Source organism: Desulfomicrobium baculatum DSM 4028 (genome assembly GCF_000023225.1).
Classification (GTDB): Bacteria; Desulfobacterota; Desulfovibrionia; order Desulfovibrionales; family Desulfomicrobiaceae; genus Desulfomicrobium; species Desulfomicrobium baculatum.
This window is the reverse complement of sequence record NC_013173.1, coordinates 1,202,187-1,219,481: the sequence shown is the minus strand read 5'-3', so window position 1 is coordinate 1,219,481 and position 17,295 is coordinate 1,202,187. Positions and strand designations below refer to the sequence as shown.

The window sequence follows — 17,295 nt, the reverse complement described above, 5'->3', positions numbered from 1 at the left end:
CGCAGCCCATCATCCGGAGGCGACATGCCCTTCATACCGCATACCCCTGCCGAACAGAGCGAAATGCTGGCCACCGTCGGCGTGGACAGCATCGAGGCCCTGTTCGAAGACATTCCGAAAAAATTCCGGGCCGCCGAACTGAACCTGCCCGAGGGTTTGAGCGAAATGGACGTCCGCCAGAAGCTCGAAAAGACGGCGGCCAAAAACCACACGGACCTGACCTCGTTCCTGGGGGCCGGATTCTACGATCACTACATTCCGAGCGCCGTGGACGCGCTCTGCAGCCGGGGCGAGTTCTACACCGCCTACACCCCCTATCAGGCCGAAGCCTCCCAGGGCATGCTGCAGGCCATCTTCGAATACCAGACCGCCGTGGCGCGCCTCCTGGACCTGCAGTACGCCAACGCCTCCCTCTATGACGGGGGCACGGCGCTCTACGAAGCGATCATGATGGCCGTTCGCCAGAACAAGCGCACGCGCATCGTCATCTCCGAGAGCGTCAACCCCATCTACCGGGTCATGCTCGACAGCTACACCTCAAACCTGAAGCTCGATCTGGTGACCATCCCCCACCGGAACTGCGAAACGGACGTGGACGCCCTGCTTGCAGCCCTGAACGACGACACGGCCGCGGTCATTGTCCAGAACCCCAACTTCTTCGGCACGATCCAGGATTTCACGGCCCTGTTCACCAAGGCCCACGAGCACAAGATCGTCTCCATCATCTCGACCTACCCGATCATGCAGTCCGTGCTCAAGACTCCGGGCGAAATGGGCGCGGACATCGCCGTGGCCGAAGGACAAAGCCTGGGACTGCCCTTAAGTTTCGGAGGCCCGTACCTCGGCATCATGGCCTGCAACAAGCAGCTTATCCGCCAGATGCCCGGCCGCATTGTCGGACGCACCGTGGACAAGAGCGGCAAGACCGGCTTTGTGCTGACCCTGCAGGCCCGGGAGCAGCATATCCGCCGCGAAAAGGCCACCTCCAACATCTGCTCCAACCAGGCGCTGTGCGCCTTGCGGGCGCTGATGTACATGAGTCTCCTCGGCCCCCAGGGCCTGAAGAAAACCGCCCAGACCGGCATCGAGCGCGCCCATTACGCAGCGAACCGCCTGGAGCGTCTGCCCGGCGTTCGCGTCCTCAACCAGCCCTTCGGCAACGAATTCACGGTCAAACTGCCCGTGCGGGCTTACGAGGTCATCGACAAGCTCCTGGACTACAAGTTCGTGCCCGGCTTTCCCCTGGGTCGCTATTACCAGGGCATGGACAACCACCTCCTGGTGGCCTGCACCGAAAAAACCACGAAGCAGTGTATCGGCATCCTGGCCGAGTTGATTGGAGGTGCCCTGTGAAAACCATTTTCCAAGATTCAGCCAAAGGCCGCGCCGGCGTGTGGCCCAAAGAGCCAAGGGGCAACACGGAAGGCGACATCCCCGCGCACCTGCTGCGCGGCAGTGCCCCGAAACTCCCGGAGCTGTCCGAAATCGACGTCATCCGTCATTTCACCAGGCTTTCGCGCCTCAATTACAGCGTGGACAGCAATTTCTATCCCCTCGGGTCGTGCACCATGAAGTACAACCCGAAATTCACCGAGGCCGTGGCCGCCCAGCCCGGATTCACCTCCGTGCACCCGCTCATCCCGCAGCTTAAAGGGGCCGGGCATATGACCCAGGGCGCCCTTGAAGTGCTGTACGAGACCGAGCAGCTGCTGGCCGAGATCACCGGCATGAGCGCCTTCACCCTGCAGCCCATGGCCGGCGCCCACGGCGAACTGACGGGCGTCATGCTCATGGCCGCCTACCACAACGACAAGGGCAACAAAAAGACCAAGATCATCGTGCCCGACTCCGCCCACGGCACCAATCCGGCCTCGGCGGCCATCGCCGGATACGACGTCGTGTCCATTGAATCCAAAAACGGGATGATCGATCCCGACGAACTGGAAAAGGTGCTGGACGACGAGGTGGCGGGCCTGATGATGACCTGCCCCAACACCCTGGGGCTGTTCGAGTGCGGCCTTGAACGCATCGTCAAGCTGGTCCACGGCGTGGACGGACTGCTGTATTACGACGGCGCGAACCTGAACGCCATCATGGGCAAGATGCGTGTCGGCGACGTGGGCTTCGACGTCGTGCACCTGAACCTGCACAAGACCTTCGCCACCCCTCACGGCGGAGGCGGGCCCGGCTCCGGTCCGGTGGGCGTGAGTCAGCGTCTGGTGGACTATCTGCCCGTTTCGCGCGTGGTCAAACTTGAGGACGGCCAGTACTACCTCAACTACGACTACCCCAAATCCATCGGCTACATCGCGCCCTTCTACGGCAACTTCGGGGTCATCCTGAAAGCCTATGCCTACATACTGCGCCTAGGGCGCGAAGGCATCGTGCGCGCCTCGGAAAACGCGGTTCTGGCCGCCAACTACATGCGCAAGCGCCTGGAAGATGTCCTTGAAATCCCCCACGACCGCATCTGCATGCACGAGTTCGTCGCCTCGGCCGCGAAACAGGCCGAAAAGGGCGTACGCGCCCTGGATCTGGCCAAGGCATTGCTGGACAAGGGACACTACGCACCGACCATCTACTTCCCGCTCATCGTCAAGGAATGCCTGATGTTCGAGCCCACGGAGACGGAAAGCAAGGAAACCCTGGACGGATTCGTCGATGATCTGATCGAAATACTTGGCCGTGTCGATACCGATGCAGCATCGATTCAAAATGCGCCCATAACCACACCAGTAGAACGCCTCGACGAGGTTCGCGCAGCCAGAAGCATGGAGCTTGTGGACGACGCCGGACTCTGATCCCACACAATGAACCAATAAAAAAGCCTCCTTCACCGGAGGCTTTTTTATTGGCATGCAAATCGATTCAACTCTTATTCCTACCTTCTTCGTAGTTTTTGTGATGCGTAATAAAATTCATTGCAATCACACAACCTCGTGTTTAAAGAAACTGCATAAATTCTTTTCATATGAGGAAAAATATGTCATACATATTTGTCATACCTGCGCTGCTTACCCTTGCAGCGCTTATGTATTTTTATGTCTCGCGCAAGCCGCAGTTGGAACCCATTGTTGGAGAGAATCATGATCCCGTAAAGATAAATCTGGCCGCCGATGAACAAAGCGCGTTCAATGAATGGGAATCGGTCTTAATCCGCGCCTTGGATCACATCTACTCCGGCACGCAGTCCTCCACCGGCAACCAGATGACCCATGTCTACGAACCGCCATCCGCCCTGGCTCAAACCGCGATCTCGAATCTGGTCAAGGCTTTCGACAAGGTCGGCACACTGCACTCATCCTTGGCCGCCATCGACAACCCCGACGTCAGCATGAAGGAACTCGGGGATCTGGTCACCCGCGACCCACTGCTCTCTTCTCGCGTGCTGAAAACCATCAATTCCCCGTTTTTCCGCGTAGCCACGGATGTCAAATCCATCCACACCGCAGTGAACATCCTGGGCCTGAACAATCTGAAAAACCTCATCGCCTTTGGCGTCATGCCCTATTCACTATACAAGAATCCCGAGCACCAACGCATGTTCAAGGCCATTTGGCAGCATATGAACTCCACCGCCATTGCCGCCTCGTACATGGCCAGGGCCAGGCAGGATCTCGACAGCGGCACCTTGTACACGGCGGGACTGATGCACGACATCGGCAAGCTGGTGCTCATCCTGCTGGTCAAGGACCCCGACGAGGATGAAGTATATCCCCAAAGCCTGGACCGTGAATACGAGCGTCTCATGGCCACCCACATCCAGGCCGCCCAGATCATGGCCAGAAGCGGGGGCATCCCGGCTCAGCTGCGCACCCTGGTCCTTGGCCATCACCTTCCCGCGCTGCTGCCTGTCTCGCAACTCGAATGCGACGGGCAGCAGGCCAAGAGCCTGACCGTCCTTTTCCTGGCCAACCAGGTGGCCAAACTCATCTCACCCAACGGCTCCCTGCTCGACGACGTACGCAAACTCGATCAACTCGACCCCAGCTTCCGCGAGATCATATCAAAACAGGAAGCCCGGGAGATTCTGCTGAGTCCCGGGCTGATAAACGACGTGATGAGCAATGTGCGCCTGGTACAGGCGACCCTGAACTGAGGTCGATAAAACTGTTTGTTTCGTTGCCGTGCCGATCAGCGCCCGGCGTTCACTTTTTGTGATCCAGGGCTGCGATCAACTGCCATGCCATGAACCCGAGCAGGATCACCCCCAGGCCAAGAACCGTCCACAGCACAAACCTGGTGTAACTTCGTTCCTGCAGCAGCCGTTCCTCGCCGCCCAGGACCACCGGCTCAGCGATCGTGGCGGTGCCCAGCCGCACTGCCCCGATCTGATTGTCCTCAAGCATGGCCGCCAGCATGTCCGGGGTGCGCTTGATGGAGGGGTTGCCCATGGCCAGCGTGAACGGCCCGGCCCCTTGCGGCATGAAGACAAGCTCATGGGGCAGCCACCCGACGCGCAAAGGCACCGGCGCACCCTGCATCACAATCCGAAAACGCTCATGCGGTCCGCGCAGCGCAAGACCCGGACCGGCCAGCAACTGGCCGTCGACGTTCATACGAAAAAGCGACCCCGCCCCGATGCTGCGCCATTCGTCTCCCGAAGGCACCAGCACTTTCACGCCGAGCACCGCATTCTCCACATCCGCCAGGTCCAGCACATCCACCGGCAAGGCAGGCGGCAAAACATACTCATACGTACCGTCCCCGGCCCGCACACCGCGCAAAGGCGCGAAGCGGCGGGTCAAGCCTGAATCACTGCTGATCTTCTCTGCAAAGGCCGCTTCCAGAAGCGAAAGATCGGCCTGCCCCGTCACAAGATAATATTTCCAGCGCTTGCCATCCAGCATGATCCTGTTCTGCAGGATGCGCCCATTCTGGTGTTCCATGAAGGCCAGCACGCCGCTTCCGACCGTACGCCAGGAAAAAAGGTCGTCGCTGCCCCGCACGTCGACGCGGATAAAGGCTGACGATGAGGCTCCCAGTTCGAAACGCAGCGCGGCGAGGGCTTCCGTGCCGGCGGAAGCGTCGAGCAGCAGGGCTTGATCTGTTCCCGCAGGAAGCGAAGTCATCCGGGTTTCCAGAACCGCACCATGGTCACTGGTGCGCACCTGCAGGCGAACGTCGTAATCCTGGCCGCCCTCGGAGCGGCTTGAGACCCGAAACAGATGCAGAGGGACTTCTTGCGCCGCTACCGGCCTTGCCTCACTGCGGCGCAGGTGCATGGGCACCTCGGCGCCCTCGGCGTTGAATACGCGCAGATCTCCAAGATCGGCGCGCACGCTGGCGTTGTAGACTTCAAAAGGAAGCTCCAGGCGTTGCAGGGCAAACTCCTCCTGCGTCTCAAGAAGATAGCCCCGGGCAAAATCCATGGGCGAGGAGGCCAGGGCGGAAAAAGGCACTAATACAGCGAGCAGCACAATGAAAATCATGAATTCTCCCCCTTGGGCGGCAGCGGACAAAAATAGCCCACTACAAGCATGAGCAGTCCCACTCCCAGAAACGAAACAATACGCGCCACCGTGCCGCGCCCGTCCAGATCGATCAGAAAAAGCTTGCCGACCACAACCGCCAGCAGCCCCGCCCCGGCCAGCCAGGGCTGTCGCAGGACGCGTCGCCGACCAAAGAGCATGGCCCCCACCGCCGCCATGGACCAGAGCACCGAATACGCGGCCTGCAGCACGTCGGAGCGGAACATGGAATCTATCGCATAGGGCACATCGCCCAGAAAATGAACCGTTCTGGCCACGACCACGTTCATCCAGACAAAGGCCCACGCCGCCAGAATGCCAGGCAGAAGTCGCTCGGTACGGCGGATTCGCAGCACGTCGTACACCATGGACTTGCGCGCCCACACAGCCAGGGTGACAAGCACCAGGGCCTGGGTCAGATCAAGGGGGTTCAGGACCGGGACATAGGGCAAGGGACGAGGGTTGCCGCTGGCGAAACAGGCTCCGGCCCACCACAATGCAAGGACTGCCGCCAGGGCGCCCCCGGCGCGAAGATAGGCGACAAAATGCCGGCGCAGGGGCCAGGCGGCTCGCGGGAAAACAATGCCGATGAGCAGCAGGACCCCGGTCACGGCTGCGGCGGCATCGGCCCAGCTTCCGTTTTTTATGACGTGGAAGGCCTGCCAATGCGCTTCACGCAGGGCCAGCACGAAGACCAAGAGCGCGCTCAGTGTATGCACCCATCCACGCACCCGCTCATCCCACTTTTCATCCAGGGCAAAAAGCATCGCGAACTGAGCCAGCAAGGCAAGCGGCCAGCCAATCCATCCCCAGTCCGCACCAGGATGTCTGTCCCAAAGCATGGCGCAGCAAAGCAGCAGCACGACCGTGAACTGCGCAAGATAGCGGGGCATGGGCCACGTGATCTTCCTGTGCAGCGCAGCCCAGACCCCAAGAGCGGCCAGGATCGCCGCCAGGGAAATCAGTTCCGAATGAGCCTGGTCCGCGGCCCAAAAAAACCAGGTTCCGTACCACCACGCGGCACCCCACAATCCCATGGCCAGCGGCAACGGTTCTTCGCGGGACAGCCGCGCTTCAGGAATGTTCCAGTAGATCCAGCTCGAAAAAAAGCCCCCCAGACCCAGAAAGAGCCCGGCCAGCAGATGTCCACTGTCCAGATTAAACGACCACAGGGACAGCGAAGCCGCAAAGGCCAGCGCCGCGCCAATCTGCAACAGCAAGCCGAAGATTCTGGTGATGAGACGTCTTTGCCGCAGCCCAAGCCAGATCATTCCCGCCCCCTCCAGCGCCCAGGTGGAAGCGGTCCATGACGCATCAAGGGCCATGGGCACGGCCAGGGAGAGAAAAATCACGCCCAGGGCGAGATGGGCCTCGGCCAGGAGCCCAAGACAGCCGCTCTTCTTCCAAAAGAGCTTGAGGGGCAAAATGTACCACAGCGCCAGCCCCAGACAGCTGAAGGCCGCGCCCATTTCCATGTCCCGAACCAGCCCCATCTGCAGGCCGAAAGCCGCCAGAGGCAGGCCGAAGACCAGGGCGCTGTCGAGCCGGATGCGCTCCAAACCGCTGCTTGCGCGGGCGAAGAGGATGGAGATGAGCCCGTACATGAGGAAAAAGAGGATCAGGAAGGGCTCGGTGGTCGGGAAATATTCCGGCGAGTAATACCGGGCGCCCCACAAGGCCCCGATGCCGAACGTACAGACGAACCCGAGCAGGTTGAGCACCCGCCACGTTCTGTACCAGGCGATGCCGAGCACGCCCAGGTTCAAAAGCGCGTAATAGCCGAACAGGTGCACATGGCTGCCCTGGCCCGTGGACAGCAGGATGGGGGCCAGAAATCCGCCCGCCGCGCCGAAAACAGCCAGCGCCGCAGCATTCTGCGCCACGGCCAGAATTCCGGAAAAAACCACCACCGCGCACATGAGGATCAGCGCCCACAGCGGCGGGATCATCTCCAGAAAACGGGCCGCCGCGAAAATGGTCAGGTACAGCACGCCCACCCCGCCTCCCTGCACCAGCAGGGCATAGACGGGATTGCTGCGCCGCAGTCGCCAGCCCAGACCCAGCAGCGCGATGCCCAGCATTCCAGCCCCGGTCATGCGCAGTTCCACCGGCAACAGGCTGTGATCGGAAGCGTATTTGAGCAAAAAGGACACTCCGAAAAAAAGCACCACCAGCCCGACCTTGACCACGGGATTTCCGCCGGTGATCCAGTCCCTGGCCTGCGACCAGGCGCTGGCGATCCACTCCAAAGCCGCAGGCTTCGCTTCGCGAACCGACTGCGACAGGGCTGCGGGCGTGGCCTCTTCCTGGGCTGAAAAAACAAAGCTCTCGCCGGAATCCCCCCCTTCGTTCCATCCGAAAATGGCCTCACCAACGGTAGGGGCGGCAAATTGCCGCCCGCTTGCGCTCCGAGCGGAAGCAGTCGTCGCAGCGGCATGTGCTGCGGCCCCCATGGAAGAGCTGTCCGCCGAGGCCTTCTGTTCCCGGAATTGTGCACGGAGCAGCTTTTCCAGTTCCCTTATTTTTCTGTCCTGCGCGGCAATCCGGGACGCAAGGACAAAGCAGACCACGCCCAGGACCGGAAGAACAAGCAGGACCGGACTGCGCCACCAGTCGTCAAGAGCGCCGAGAAAGGAAAGCAGGATCAGGATGCCAAGAACAATGCGCACAAACACCTCCATGCCGGCCGCCGCAAGGCTCCGGTGCGTTGCCCACGCCCGGCTTGCCCCAAGATTGCAATGACTTTCCAAGGCTTTGCCGAGTGCCGGGGATGTTGGCAAGAAGAATCCAGCGCAGATTCCTCAAGCATGCCGCCGGACGCAACAAAGCCCGGCCGTCACACGCATGGAGGGCCGGGCTTCCTGAAGGCGCGAGCCGTGACTATTTGCTCGTGATTTCCGAACCGATGCCGCCCTGGGTGAACATCTCAAGCAGAATGACGTTTTCCACCCTTCCATCCAGAATATGGGCCTTGGACACGCCGCCGTCCACTGCTTCGAGGCAGCACTTGATCTTGGGGATCATGCCCCCGGTGACAACACCCTGCTCCAGGGCATGCACGGCCTGATGCAGGGTCATGGAGGAGATGAGCTCGCCCTTCTTGTCCAGCACGCCCGGCACATCGGTCAGCAGGATGAGCTTCTTGGCGCCCACGGCCACGGCCACGGCGCTGGCCACGGAGTCGGCGTTGATGTTGTAGGTGTTGCCCTCTTCGTCCACGCCCACCGGGGCGATGACCGGAATGAAATTGGCGGCCTGCAGGGAACTGATGACCGAAGTGTCCACGGCCACGACCTCGCCGACCTTGCCCAGATCGATGATCTCGGGCGGAGCGTCGGCGCGCTCCACGGCCATCTCCAGCTTCTGGGCCCAGATCATGCGCCCGTCCTTGCCGGACAGGCCCACGGCCCGCCCGCCCTGGGTATTGATGAGGTTGACGATCTCCTTGTTGACCTTGCCCACCAGCACCATCTCGACCACGTCCATGGTCGCCTCGTCGGTGACGCGCAGGCCCTGGCGGAACTCGGAGGTAATGCCGAGCTGCTTGAGCATGTTCCCGATCTGCGGCCCGCCGCCGTGCACGATGACCGGGTTGACGCCGATATAGCGCAGCAGCTGGATGTTCAGGGCGAAACTCTTGCGCAGGGCTTCGTCCTTCATGGCGTGCCCGCCGTATTTTATGACGATGGTCTGGCCGTAAAACTCGCGGATATAAGGCAGCGCCTCCAGAAGAAAGGCGGCTCTCAAAGCTTCTTGTGACATGGCTCCCTCGTGGACGTGAATGGTGGGGAATGATGCCGGCTCGACGGCGTGATGGAGTACTTTGGCAAGGCGGGGGGAAAAGTTCAAGCACAATGATGAATGAGGTTTTGCGGTCCGAGGCAATGAACCGAAAAGATGGAATCTCTGTGCGGCCGCGTCCCGGGTTGGTCCGGGGCAGGGACCGCCGAAACTCCATCGCGGGCCTCGTAGAGTTGAATCGCTGCCGGCAGGACGAAAAATCCGGCCAGCACGCCAGGCAGCGATTCAACAAACGATGCCTGGCTCAGTCAAACAGTCGGCGACCCTGCCCCGGACCAACCCGGGACGCTGGGGCGGTGCAGGATCCAACCGGTGTGCTTCAACTGGCGTCATTCCCGCCTTCGCGGGAATGACGCCGAGGTTAAACGGAACGCCCGCAAATAAGCAAACGTCCCTTTTTCAGCTGCGCAAAGTGGCAAAGCCTACAGGATGTAGCGCGTAAGATCCCGGTCTTCCTGCACATCTAGCAGGGCCTTGGCCACATAGTCCTTGTCGATGGTCACAGTGGCCTGTTCCATGTCCGGAGCGTCGAAGGACAGGTCAGAAACGATTTTCTCCATGATGGTATAGAGCCTGCGCGCGCCGATGTTCTCGGTCTCTTCGTTGATCTTCTGGGCGAAGCGGGCGATTTCGAGCAGCGCCTCGTCGGTGTAGGTGATCTCGACCTTTTCGGTGCCAAGAAGCGCCTTGTACTGCACGGTCAGGGCGTTTTTGGGTTCGGTCAGGATGCGGTAAAAATCCTCCTTGGTCAGGGCCGAAAGCTCCACGCGCAAGGGGAAGCGTCCCTGCAACTCGGGCACCAGGTCCGAGGGCTTGGACATGTGGAACGCCCCGGCGGCAATGAAGAGGATATGATCGCTGCGGACCATGCCGTATTTGGTGTTGACGGTGCTGCCTTCGACGATGGGCAGGAGGTCGCGCTGCACGCCCTCGCGCGATACGTCGGCCTTGCCGGAGCTGTTCGCGCCGCAGATCTTGTCGATCTCGTCCAGAAAGACAATGCCTGATTCCTGCACCCTTTCGCGGGCGGTCTCGTGCACCTTGTCCATATCGATGAGGCGCTCGCATTCGGACTGGATGAGGATATCGTAGGCGCTCTTCACCGCCACCTTCTTGGTCTTCTTTTTCTTGGGAAAGACCTTGGAGAACATGTCCTGCATCTGCATTTCCATGCCTTCCATGCCCGGAACGCCCATGACCTGCACGCCGCCCCCGGTGGCAACCTCCACCTCCACCATGCGGTCGTCGAGCTTGCCCGCCCGCCACAGCTGCCGAAGCTTCTCGCGGGTGGAGCCTTCGGCCTGGGATTCGGGACCGATATAATCGATTCCGGCCGACTCCAGGGGTTTGGTAGGCAGCAGCAGGTCCAGCAGGCGCTCTTCGGCCGAAACCTCGGCCTTGATGCGCACGCTGGCCTCTTCTTCCTGGCGGACCAGGTTGACGCCGATCTCCATCAGGTCGCGGATGATGGATTCCACGTCGCGGCCGACATAGCCCACTTCGGTGAACTTGGTGGCCTCGACCTTGATGAAGGGCGAACCGGCAAGTTTCGCCAGGCGGCGGGCGATCTCGGTCTTGCCAACGCCCGTGGGGCCGATCATGAGAATGTTCTTGGGCGCGATCTCCTCGGCCAGCTCGGGATCGAGCTGACGACGACGCCAGCGGTTTCTCAGGGCGATGGCCACCATGCGCTTGGCCTGGGTCTGGCCGACAATGTATTTGTCCAGTTCGGACACGATCTCACGTGGGGTCAAGGTATTCATCAGGAGTTCCTGGTCACGGTTTCAAAGATGATATGGTCGTTGGTGTAGACGCAGATCTCGGCGGCGATGGCCATGGACTTGCGCACGATATCCTCGGCGGACAGATCCGTATGGCGGCGCAATGCCCGGGCCGCGGACATGGCGTAGGCCCCGCCGGAGCCGATGGCGGCCACCCCGTCGTCGGGCTCGATGACGTCTCCGGTGCCGCTGAGCATGAGGATGTTCTCGGCGTCGGCCACCAACAACATGGCCTCCAGACGGCGCAGATACTTGTCGCTCCTCCAGTCCTTGGCCAGCTCGACGCTGGAGCGGACCAGGTTTCCGCCGAATTCTTCAAGCTTTGCTTCAAATTTTTCAAAAAGCGTAAAGGCGTCGGCCGTAGACCCGGCAAAACCGCACACGATGCGATCCCGGTACAGACGCCGAACCTTGCGGGCCCCGTGCTTGATGGCGATGGCCTGGCCCAGGGTGACCTGTCCGTCACCGGCCACGGAGACGCCTTTGTCATCCTTGACCGCCAGAATTGTTGTTCCGCGCATTTCCTGCATGATTTCTTCCTTCTTGGGTGCGCTCTTCAACGGCGCGTGAATAAAGCAAACAAGTTGGACACTCCCCCGGTCTTGTCAAGGCAGGGGCAGGGAAATAGCATTTGAAACGGGTGCTGGGGGCCGCATGAAAAAAAATGAAATTTGAGAAAAAACTGCTTGACGATGAAGCCTCTTGTACATAGTAACCGACTTCTCGACGCGCCCGTAGCTCAGTTGGATAGAGTGCCTGACTACGAATCAGTAGGTCGCATGTTCGAATCATGCCGGGCGCACCAGAAAATCAAGGGTTTGCTGATTATTCAGCAAACCCTTTTTTTTTTCGTGCACCGTCGCCCTCTCGCATAACCATGGCCGCAACCACCCGGCCGCTGAGACCGAATCCACGAACATCCAAGATTTCCACGCCGCTAGGCAGAATTCGCGCCAACCAGGGCCAAACGCCCGGACTTTGCACGACAAAAACGGCACTTCTGTCTTACATGCCTTGCGTCACCCGCCTGCTCTTCCCCTCAAAAGCCGTAATAAGGCCGATATTTCTTCTGCGACCGCGATTTTGTCATACAAATATCTTGCTCAAAAACACGTGGCTACCATACCATCGACAATTACGACGGATTCCTGCCGCTGTGCCGCATCGCTGCCGCAGGCAGCTCTGCGGTCGGAAATGAAAATAAAGCTACTCCTAAAAAAGATGAAATCTCTGATTCTGGGCCGCTCATGCCATCTTGGATCGATGTGCAAATCGCTGCCACTCAACAACAAAATAATGACGACACAAGACAAAAGGCCGTTATATGAACAAAATTGAGCACGAAAATTTTCTCATCTGGGACAAGGAAACCATGCTTGAAAGGTTCCTGGGCGATGAGCATCTGGCAAAGGAAATCCTTACATATTTTTTAGAAGACCTTCCCTTGCGGATAGAGGGATTAAAAAAAAGCCTGAACGCCAAAGACATGGCCTCTGCCGCGCTCCACGCTCACAGTGTCCGCGGCGCGGCTGCGAATATGGGCGCAGATATCTTACAGCATCTTGCCAAGGAAATGGAAGTTGCATGCAACAACAATGATGTGGATAATTTGAACAGAAATATTAAATCCTTGGAAGAGGCTGCTCAGGATTTTCTGAAAGAAATATCAATGCATGAAAATTGAATGACATTTGACGGACAATGCATGCACGTTTGAACAGGATCAATCCTCCAGCCTACCAGAACACGAACGTCCGGAAGCTTCCCCACAGGCCGGGACTGCATTGACCTGCGGATCATTTCACGGACGGCAAGGGAATTGCCGACGGGCCGAACTTGACAGGACCCGGGATACATGTTCTCGATCGCGCTCTTCATGTTTTTCAAAAGCGCTTGCCTTTGCGGCAAACGGTCTTAAATTATATGATAGTTCTTTGAGGGGCCGCCCTGGTTTCGACGGGGATGATGAGGCCAAAGTTGCAGGTCGAGGTGCTGGGAGGTCCTCGTCAAAACCCAGCAGAAACATAATTGCCAATGACAATTATGACTACGCAATGGCTGCCTAGTAAATAGGTAACCCTTGCATGACGACCAAGGTCGTCACATCCGTGCGGTGGATGTCTGATAATCCGTATCCGGGTGGCAAACCCCATCAGGCTGGCGAAAGGTTACTGTCTGGATGACCAATCGCGAGACAAATTCCGGGCTGGCGCCAAGGAAGCCCGTTCAGGGGCTAACCGTGGAGCGAGAAGCAAAACCTGAACTAAACCTGTAGAAGCTTTGCGCGGAGCATTCTCGGACGGGAGTTCGATTCTCCCCGGCTCCACCACGTAACAAAAACAAGCCCATGAAAGTGGGCTTTTTTTGTGCCCTCTCTCCAGGAAACAACCGTCACTCCTAGCTTTCCTGCAAGTCGCCATGCGCAACTCCTCTCAGTTTTGCTCTTGAACTCTCCACCTTCTGGGGGCATCGATGGGGGCATCGCGTGAATTCTTCGTGAATTCCTCGTCAAAATGCCCCCAAGAGGTACCCAGATGCCACTAAACATTGCACAAATCAAAGCCGCAAAGCCCGCTGAAAAACCCGTTCGGATGTTCGACGAAAAAGGGCTTTACCTCGAAATTTCTCCCACTGGTTCTAAACTTTGGCGCTGGAAATACCGTTTTAACGGCAAGGAAAACGCCTTTCTTTCGGCGCTTGGCCCGAGGTTTCTCTTGCTGATGCGCGTTCGAAAACTCTCGAAAAGCGGGCGATTCTAGCGGAAGGGTTTGATCCTGCAGCGGTCTCGAAAGCGCTTGAAGTCGAGCAATCTCTTAATTCGAGAACCTTCGAAGAAATCGCTCGTGAATGGCACTCCTCACGAGTCCATGTTTGGACTCCAGGGCATGCCAGGCGCATCTTGAGGGGCCTTGAAAAGAATATCTTCACAGGGCTCGGCCTTCGCTCTTTCCGATCCATGCTTGCCCCTGAACTCCTTGTGATCCTTCGCAGGATTGAAGCCAGGGGAGCTTTTGAAACCGCACACCGCGAACTAAGCACTTGCGGCCAGATCTTCCGATATGGCGTCGCTAATGGCTATTGTGACCGCGACATCGCGACGGATCTTCGCGGAGCTCTCAAGCCCGTTGTCCATACGCACCACCCAAGCATTATTGGACTTAGAAATTCACGCGCCTTGTGTGTCGCCAAAACACTCCGGTTCAACCTTGCCAGTTTTCAACACCGCGATGGCAAAGCTACAGTCGCTCGAAGTGGTCAGGCTTTTGGCCAATCCCTCATCCATGATCACCACAGTGGGGCCGACGCCTACTTCCCATCCCTGGCTCCTCTTCAGGTAATCAAGGGCGCTGTCATTCATGAGGAACATGGCGTAACCAAAGGTCTGCGCTCCGGCCTGAAGCCCGTAGGAAGCGGCCAGAGTGTTGTAATACCCGACGGTCTTGCCGTTGACCCGCAACGCCCCTTAGCCATACTGCCCGCCGACGATCAGCCCGGCTTTAACGACATCCGGAAAGACCAGCACCCCTTTGCTGACCTTGGCCAGTTCGGCAGCCGCTGGCGTGCTCGCATAGAGCTTTTCCAGAGCCAGATTGACAGCCTTGTCAATTTCAGCAGCGGTTGCGGCCTGGGCGGACCCGGAAAAAAACGATCAGCCAAGAAGCAAGACAAAAAAAGGCATTACCAGATGTACCTTACGCATGTTGTCTCCCTGTTGATGAATATTGACGACCACATTGCCTGTAGAGCCTCAGCCGGGAAAGTTCAAAACCGTACCCCGATACGCACGCCAGCCATGTAGATATCATCCAGATTTTTGAAATTTCCGCTCGAATCCAACGTCTTGTCCAGGGCCGGAGAAATGAACTGGAAGTTCGGACTGACGTTGAGCCAGGGCGTTACCGAAACATTGTAGTAGACCTCGATCGCATCTTCGTGATCAAGACCGAGGTTAAACCTGTCACGCAGGAAGGGCACAAAGTCGTCGCTGAACTCCGTGCGCGCCCACCCGATCCCGAAATCGTCCATTGGCCGGCCCGGCACGACGCCCTTGCCGACCAATCCCAGGGAAAAGCTGTATTTGATCGGATTGGCCTTGCCGTCACTTACGCCGGCGCTGAAAAAGACTCCAATGCCGCGGTGCGGATCGCCCGCGGGTTGCCAGAGAAATTGCTCGAAGCTGTAGACGCCCGCCCAGGTTTCCTTCTCCGTGTTCAGAGGCTCGGCCGGAACCAGCAGCTCGGGAGCACGCCTTTCAAGGATATGGTAGAGGGGCGATCCCGGGTTCCCAAGCCGCGGAAAGCGTTCCTGCAGGAGCAGACGCCCAATGTTGGACGGGTCCTGGACAAGAGAAATGCGGGTCTTGTTGCTCCAGGCGAACGTCAGATTCTGATGACCGGGGAGTTCGAACGGCCTGACCTTCAGATCCGCACTGCCCAGGGCCATCACGCCGTCCTTGAAGGCATCGCCCAGCTTGTCGTTATCGATGGTGCCGCTCGCGTCCAGGACCATGCCTGCCAGAGTGACATCGTGGTTGGGCAGAAAGAGGACGGTTCCGCCATAGGCCGAAAGCGGCACCATGGCCAAGGCCAGCGGCAGGTTCAGCCCCGCGTTCAGGAATCCTTTGGTGTAGTCGCCGTGGAGCACATTGGTCGGCGCGATGGAGTTGATCTTACCCAGTGACACCCCTAAATGCTGGCTGAGGAACTGCGTGTAAGTGAATTCCTGCAGGCCGGTCTCCTCATCAAGGGTGGGCAGCATCCAGGATATATTGGCCGGGACCATGGCACCCGTATCGGTTGCGATGCTGTCGCCGAAGCTGCTGACGGTCTGGACTTTCAGGAATCCACCCGGCCAAAGCCCCGCTTTTTGCGTATCCACGTTGAGGGTGGCTATCCCGTTGCCCCAGGACCCGCTCTCCTGGTCTTTCCCTCCGCTGGTGATGGTCTGCGGCACCCAATAGGTGTCCAGGTCGAGCACCACTCCATTTTTGGCCATGGCGTCCCTAAGTCCCCCCCAGTCTCCGGTGAGGCGGGGACGCGACATAAGGTCTCCCCCCCAGGTCTCGGGGGTGGCATAGGGCATTGCCTGCACCTGGAGCGGCACGATCAACGCGAGGATCAGGGTCGCCAACCTGGCAATAGTTTTTGTTTTCATCATCCCGGCAAAACCTCCCTAGAGAATCAAGGCTCTTTTCAGACACGTCTGCTGATACAGTAACATTACTTGCCAAGAACTGGCCAGGCGACCGGGTCGATGATCGCCTGGCGAGTGACGACAGCCTGCTGCGTGATGTTGAAGACGGTGAGATCCTGCGCGATGGTTACAGGGCCGTCGAATTGACTGCGAATTTCCTGATATGCCGGTCCCACCGTGTCATGGTCTACGACGAGGTGCCATATCGCCGACATGCGGGCACCCGCTTCCTTGAAAACCTTTGCGGCCGTGACGGGACTGGTGTGCGAATGGTTGACGACTATCTCCGCTTGCTCCAACGGGATATTGGCTTTTTTCGCGAAAACCGAGGCCGAGGGAAAGGACTCGTGGATGAGAAGATCCACGCCGCCCTTGCATGCCTCCAAGGTGGTCTCGGTGGGCATCGTGTCACCGGTGAAGACCACCGAGCGTCCCTGGTAATCGATGCGATACCCGACGGGGCCGGGCAGAATGTGCTTCACGGGGAAAGACGAGATGGTTACGCCGTTGCGCTCGTAAACTACTGTCGGCGTGTCATGCGGAAATTCTGTTGCGATCATGCGCGCGCCGGATCGTCCGGAAGGATGTTCGCTCAAGGAGGCCGTATCCCAGGCATGGGCCGCCAGCAGGTGCTCTGCATATGCGAGGGTGCCAAGCTCCCTGGTCGCGCCGGAGGGACCCCAGACCTCGACGGGAACGGATCTCCCGGCCTTGGCAAGACTCCAGACAAGGGTCGGCATGTCGCCGACATGATCCGCATGAAGATGTGTCAGGAACACTTTCGTTGTCGCGGTCACGGGGAGTTTGAGCCCGTTGAAATTGGCCAGTGAGCCTGACCCAAGATCGAAAAAGAAGAAGTCGCGCTCCGCATTTCCCACTTCGATGAGCACGGAGGCCGATGACTGGCCCTTCTTGACGAAGGGGTCTCCACTGCCGAGGATGGTCACCCTCATCTCGCCGGCGTCCAGCGTTTCCGTCCCCGGCATGAAGACGGATTGGTACTGCCGCTCAGGCTTTCCAACTACCGGCGTGGTTGTAAGGGGCATCGT

12 protein-coding genes, 1 tRNA gene, 1 other RNA gene and 1 pseudogene are annotated in these 17,295 nt (G+C 58.9%); 8 read left to right on the top strand and 7 right to left on the bottom strand.

All coding sequences use genetic code 11. The features are described from left to right. Window positions 1-24 precede the first annotated feature (24 nt). The 3 genes from gcvPA to DBAC_RS05620 all read left to right on the top strand — a co-directional run bounded on the left by gcvPA (window position 25) and on the right by DBAC_RS05620 (window position 4,099). Window positions 25-1,353 (top strand): aminomethyl-transferring glycine dehydrogenase subunit GcvPA, encoded by a 1,329-nt coding sequence (gene gcvPA, locus DBAC_RS05630; protein ID WP_015773308.1) that lies wholly within the window; start codon window positions 25-27, stop codon window positions 1,351-1,353. Continuing rightward, window positions 1,350-2,801: an aminomethyl-transferring glycine dehydrogenase subunit GcvPB gene (gene gcvPB / locus DBAC_RS05625; protein ID WP_015773307.1), complete on the top strand. Its 1,452-nt coding sequence runs from the start codon at window positions 1,350-1,352 to the stop codon at window positions 2,799-2,801. The genes gcvPA and gcvPB overlap by 4 nt, the downstream gene beginning before the upstream one ends. 182 nt (window positions 2,802-2,983) lie before the next feature. Then, window positions 2,984-4,099, top strand: coding sequence for an HDOD domain-containing protein (locus tag DBAC_RS05620; protein WP_015773306.1), 1,116 nt, complete (start codon window positions 2,984-2,986; stop codon window positions 4,097-4,099). A 49-nt stretch (window positions 4,100-4,148) separates the two neighbouring features. Here the strand turns inward: DBAC_RS05620 and DBAC_RS05615 are convergent, their stop codons facing one another. From DBAC_RS05615 to hslV, 5 genes are all read right to left on the bottom strand, one after another. Further along, window positions 4,149-5,432, bottom strand: coding sequence for a DUF3999 domain-containing protein (locus tag DBAC_RS05615; RefSeq protein WP_015773305.1), 1,284 nt, complete (start codon window positions 5,430-5,432; stop codon window positions 4,149-4,151). Beyond that, the gene (locus tag DBAC_RS05610) at window positions 5,429-8,140 is read right to left on the bottom strand and encodes a DUF2339 domain-containing protein (RefSeq protein ID WP_015773304.1); all 2,712 of its coding nucleotides are present in this window, start codon (window positions 8,138-8,140) and stop codon (window positions 5,429-5,431) included. Before DBAC_RS05610 ends, DBAC_RS05615 begins: the two co-directional genes overlap by 4 nt. A gap of 211 nt (window positions 8,141-8,351) precedes the next feature. After that, window positions 8,352-9,233: an acetylglutamate kinase gene (argB, locus tag DBAC_RS05605; RefSeq protein ID WP_015773303.1), complete on the bottom strand. Its 882-nt coding sequence runs from the start codon at window positions 9,231-9,233 to the stop codon at window positions 8,352-8,354. Window positions 9,234-9,694: 461 nt separating this feature from the next. Further along, window positions 9,695-11,035, bottom strand: coding sequence for an ATP-dependent protease ATPase subunit HslU (gene hslU / locus DBAC_RS05600; protein WP_015773302.1), 1,341 nt, complete (start codon window positions 11,033-11,035; stop codon window positions 9,695-9,697). Continuing rightward, on the bottom strand, window positions 11,035-11,583 hold the full coding sequence (gene hslV, locus DBAC_RS05595; RefSeq protein ID WP_015773301.1) for an ATP-dependent protease subunit HslV: 549 nt from the start codon (window positions 11,581-11,583) through the stop codon (window positions 11,035-11,037). Before hslV ends, hslU begins: the two co-directional genes overlap by 1 nt. Before the next feature lie 198 nt (window positions 11,584-11,781). Between hslV and DBAC_RS05590 the strand changes: the two genes are divergently transcribed. From DBAC_RS05590 to DBAC_RS19285, 5 genes and pseudogenes are all read left to right on the top strand, one after another. Next, window positions 11,782-11,858 (top strand) — tRNA-Arg (locus DBAC_RS05590). Between the two features lie 519 nt (window positions 11,859-12,377). Beyond that, window positions 12,378-12,737: an Hpt domain-containing protein gene (locus DBAC_RS17700; protein ID WP_050762044.1), complete on the top strand. Its 360-nt coding sequence runs from the start codon at window positions 12,378-12,380 to the stop codon at window positions 12,735-12,737. Window positions 12,738-12,991: 254 nt separating this feature from the next. Then, window positions 12,992-13,382, top strand: a transfer-messenger RNA (tmRNA) gene (gene ssrA, locus DBAC_RS18265). Window positions 13,383-13,566: 184 nt separating this feature from the next. Then, window positions 13,567-13,784 (top strand): annotated as a pseudogene (locus tag DBAC_RS05580) (Arm DNA-binding domain-containing protein); the annotation flags it as partial. Window positions 13,785-13,805: 21 nt separating this feature from the next. Next, window positions 13,806-14,852 (top strand): tyrosine-type recombinase/integrase, encoded by a 1,047-nt coding sequence (locus DBAC_RS19285; protein WP_435050781.1) that lies wholly within the window; start codon window positions 13,806-13,808, stop codon window positions 14,850-14,852. Here DBAC_RS19285 and DBAC_RS05570 read toward each other — a convergent pair. Next, window positions 14,816-16,210 (bottom strand): carbohydrate porin, encoded by a 1,395-nt coding sequence (locus tag DBAC_RS05570; protein WP_015773300.1) that lies wholly within the window; start codon window positions 16,208-16,210, stop codon window positions 14,816-14,818. The two genes, DBAC_RS19285 and DBAC_RS05570, sit on opposite strands and share 37 nt — an antisense overlap. Before the next feature lie 62 nt (window positions 16,211-16,272). Next, window positions 16,273-17,292, bottom strand: coding sequence for a guanitoxin biosynthesis MBL fold metallo-hydrolase GntH (gene gntH / locus DBAC_RS05565; protein WP_218915593.1), 1,020 nt, complete (start codon window positions 17,290-17,292; stop codon window positions 16,273-16,275). Between the last annotated feature and the right edge of the window lie 3 nt (window positions 17,293-17,295).

Coding starts and splice junctions, on each gene's coding strand:
- gcvPA (WP_015773308.1), top strand. CDS start 25: ATGCCCTTCATACCGCATACCCCTGCCGAACAGAGCGAAATGCTGGCC.
- DBAC_RS05620 (WP_015773306.1), top strand. CDS start 2,984: ATGTCATACATATTTGTCATACCTGCGCTGCTTACCCTTGCAGCGCTT.
- DBAC_RS05615 (WP_015773305.1), bottom strand. CDS start 5,432: ATGATTTTCATTGTGCTGCTCGCTGTATTAGTGCCTTTTTCCGCCCTG.
- argB (WP_015773303.1), bottom strand. CDS start 9,233: ATGTCACAAGAAGCTTTGAGAGCCGCCTTTCTTCTGGAGGCGCTGCCT.
- hslU (WP_015773302.1), bottom strand. CDS start 11,035: ATGAATACCTTGACCCCACGTGAGATCGTGTCCGAACTGGACAAATAC.
- hslV (WP_015773301.1), bottom strand. CDS start 11,583: ATGCAGGAAATGCGCGGAACAACAATTCTGGCGGTCAAGGATGACAAA.
- DBAC_RS17700 (WP_050762044.1), top strand. CDS start 12,378: ATGAACAAAATTGAGCACGAAAATTTTCTCATCTGGGACAAGGAAACC.
- DBAC_RS05570 (WP_015773300.1), bottom strand. CDS start 16,210: ATGATGAAAACAAAAACTATTGCCAGGTTGGCGACCCTGATCCTCGCG.
- gntH (WP_218915593.1), bottom strand. CDS start 17,292: ATGCCCCTTACAACCACGCCGGTAGTTGGAAAGCCTGAGCGGCAGTAC.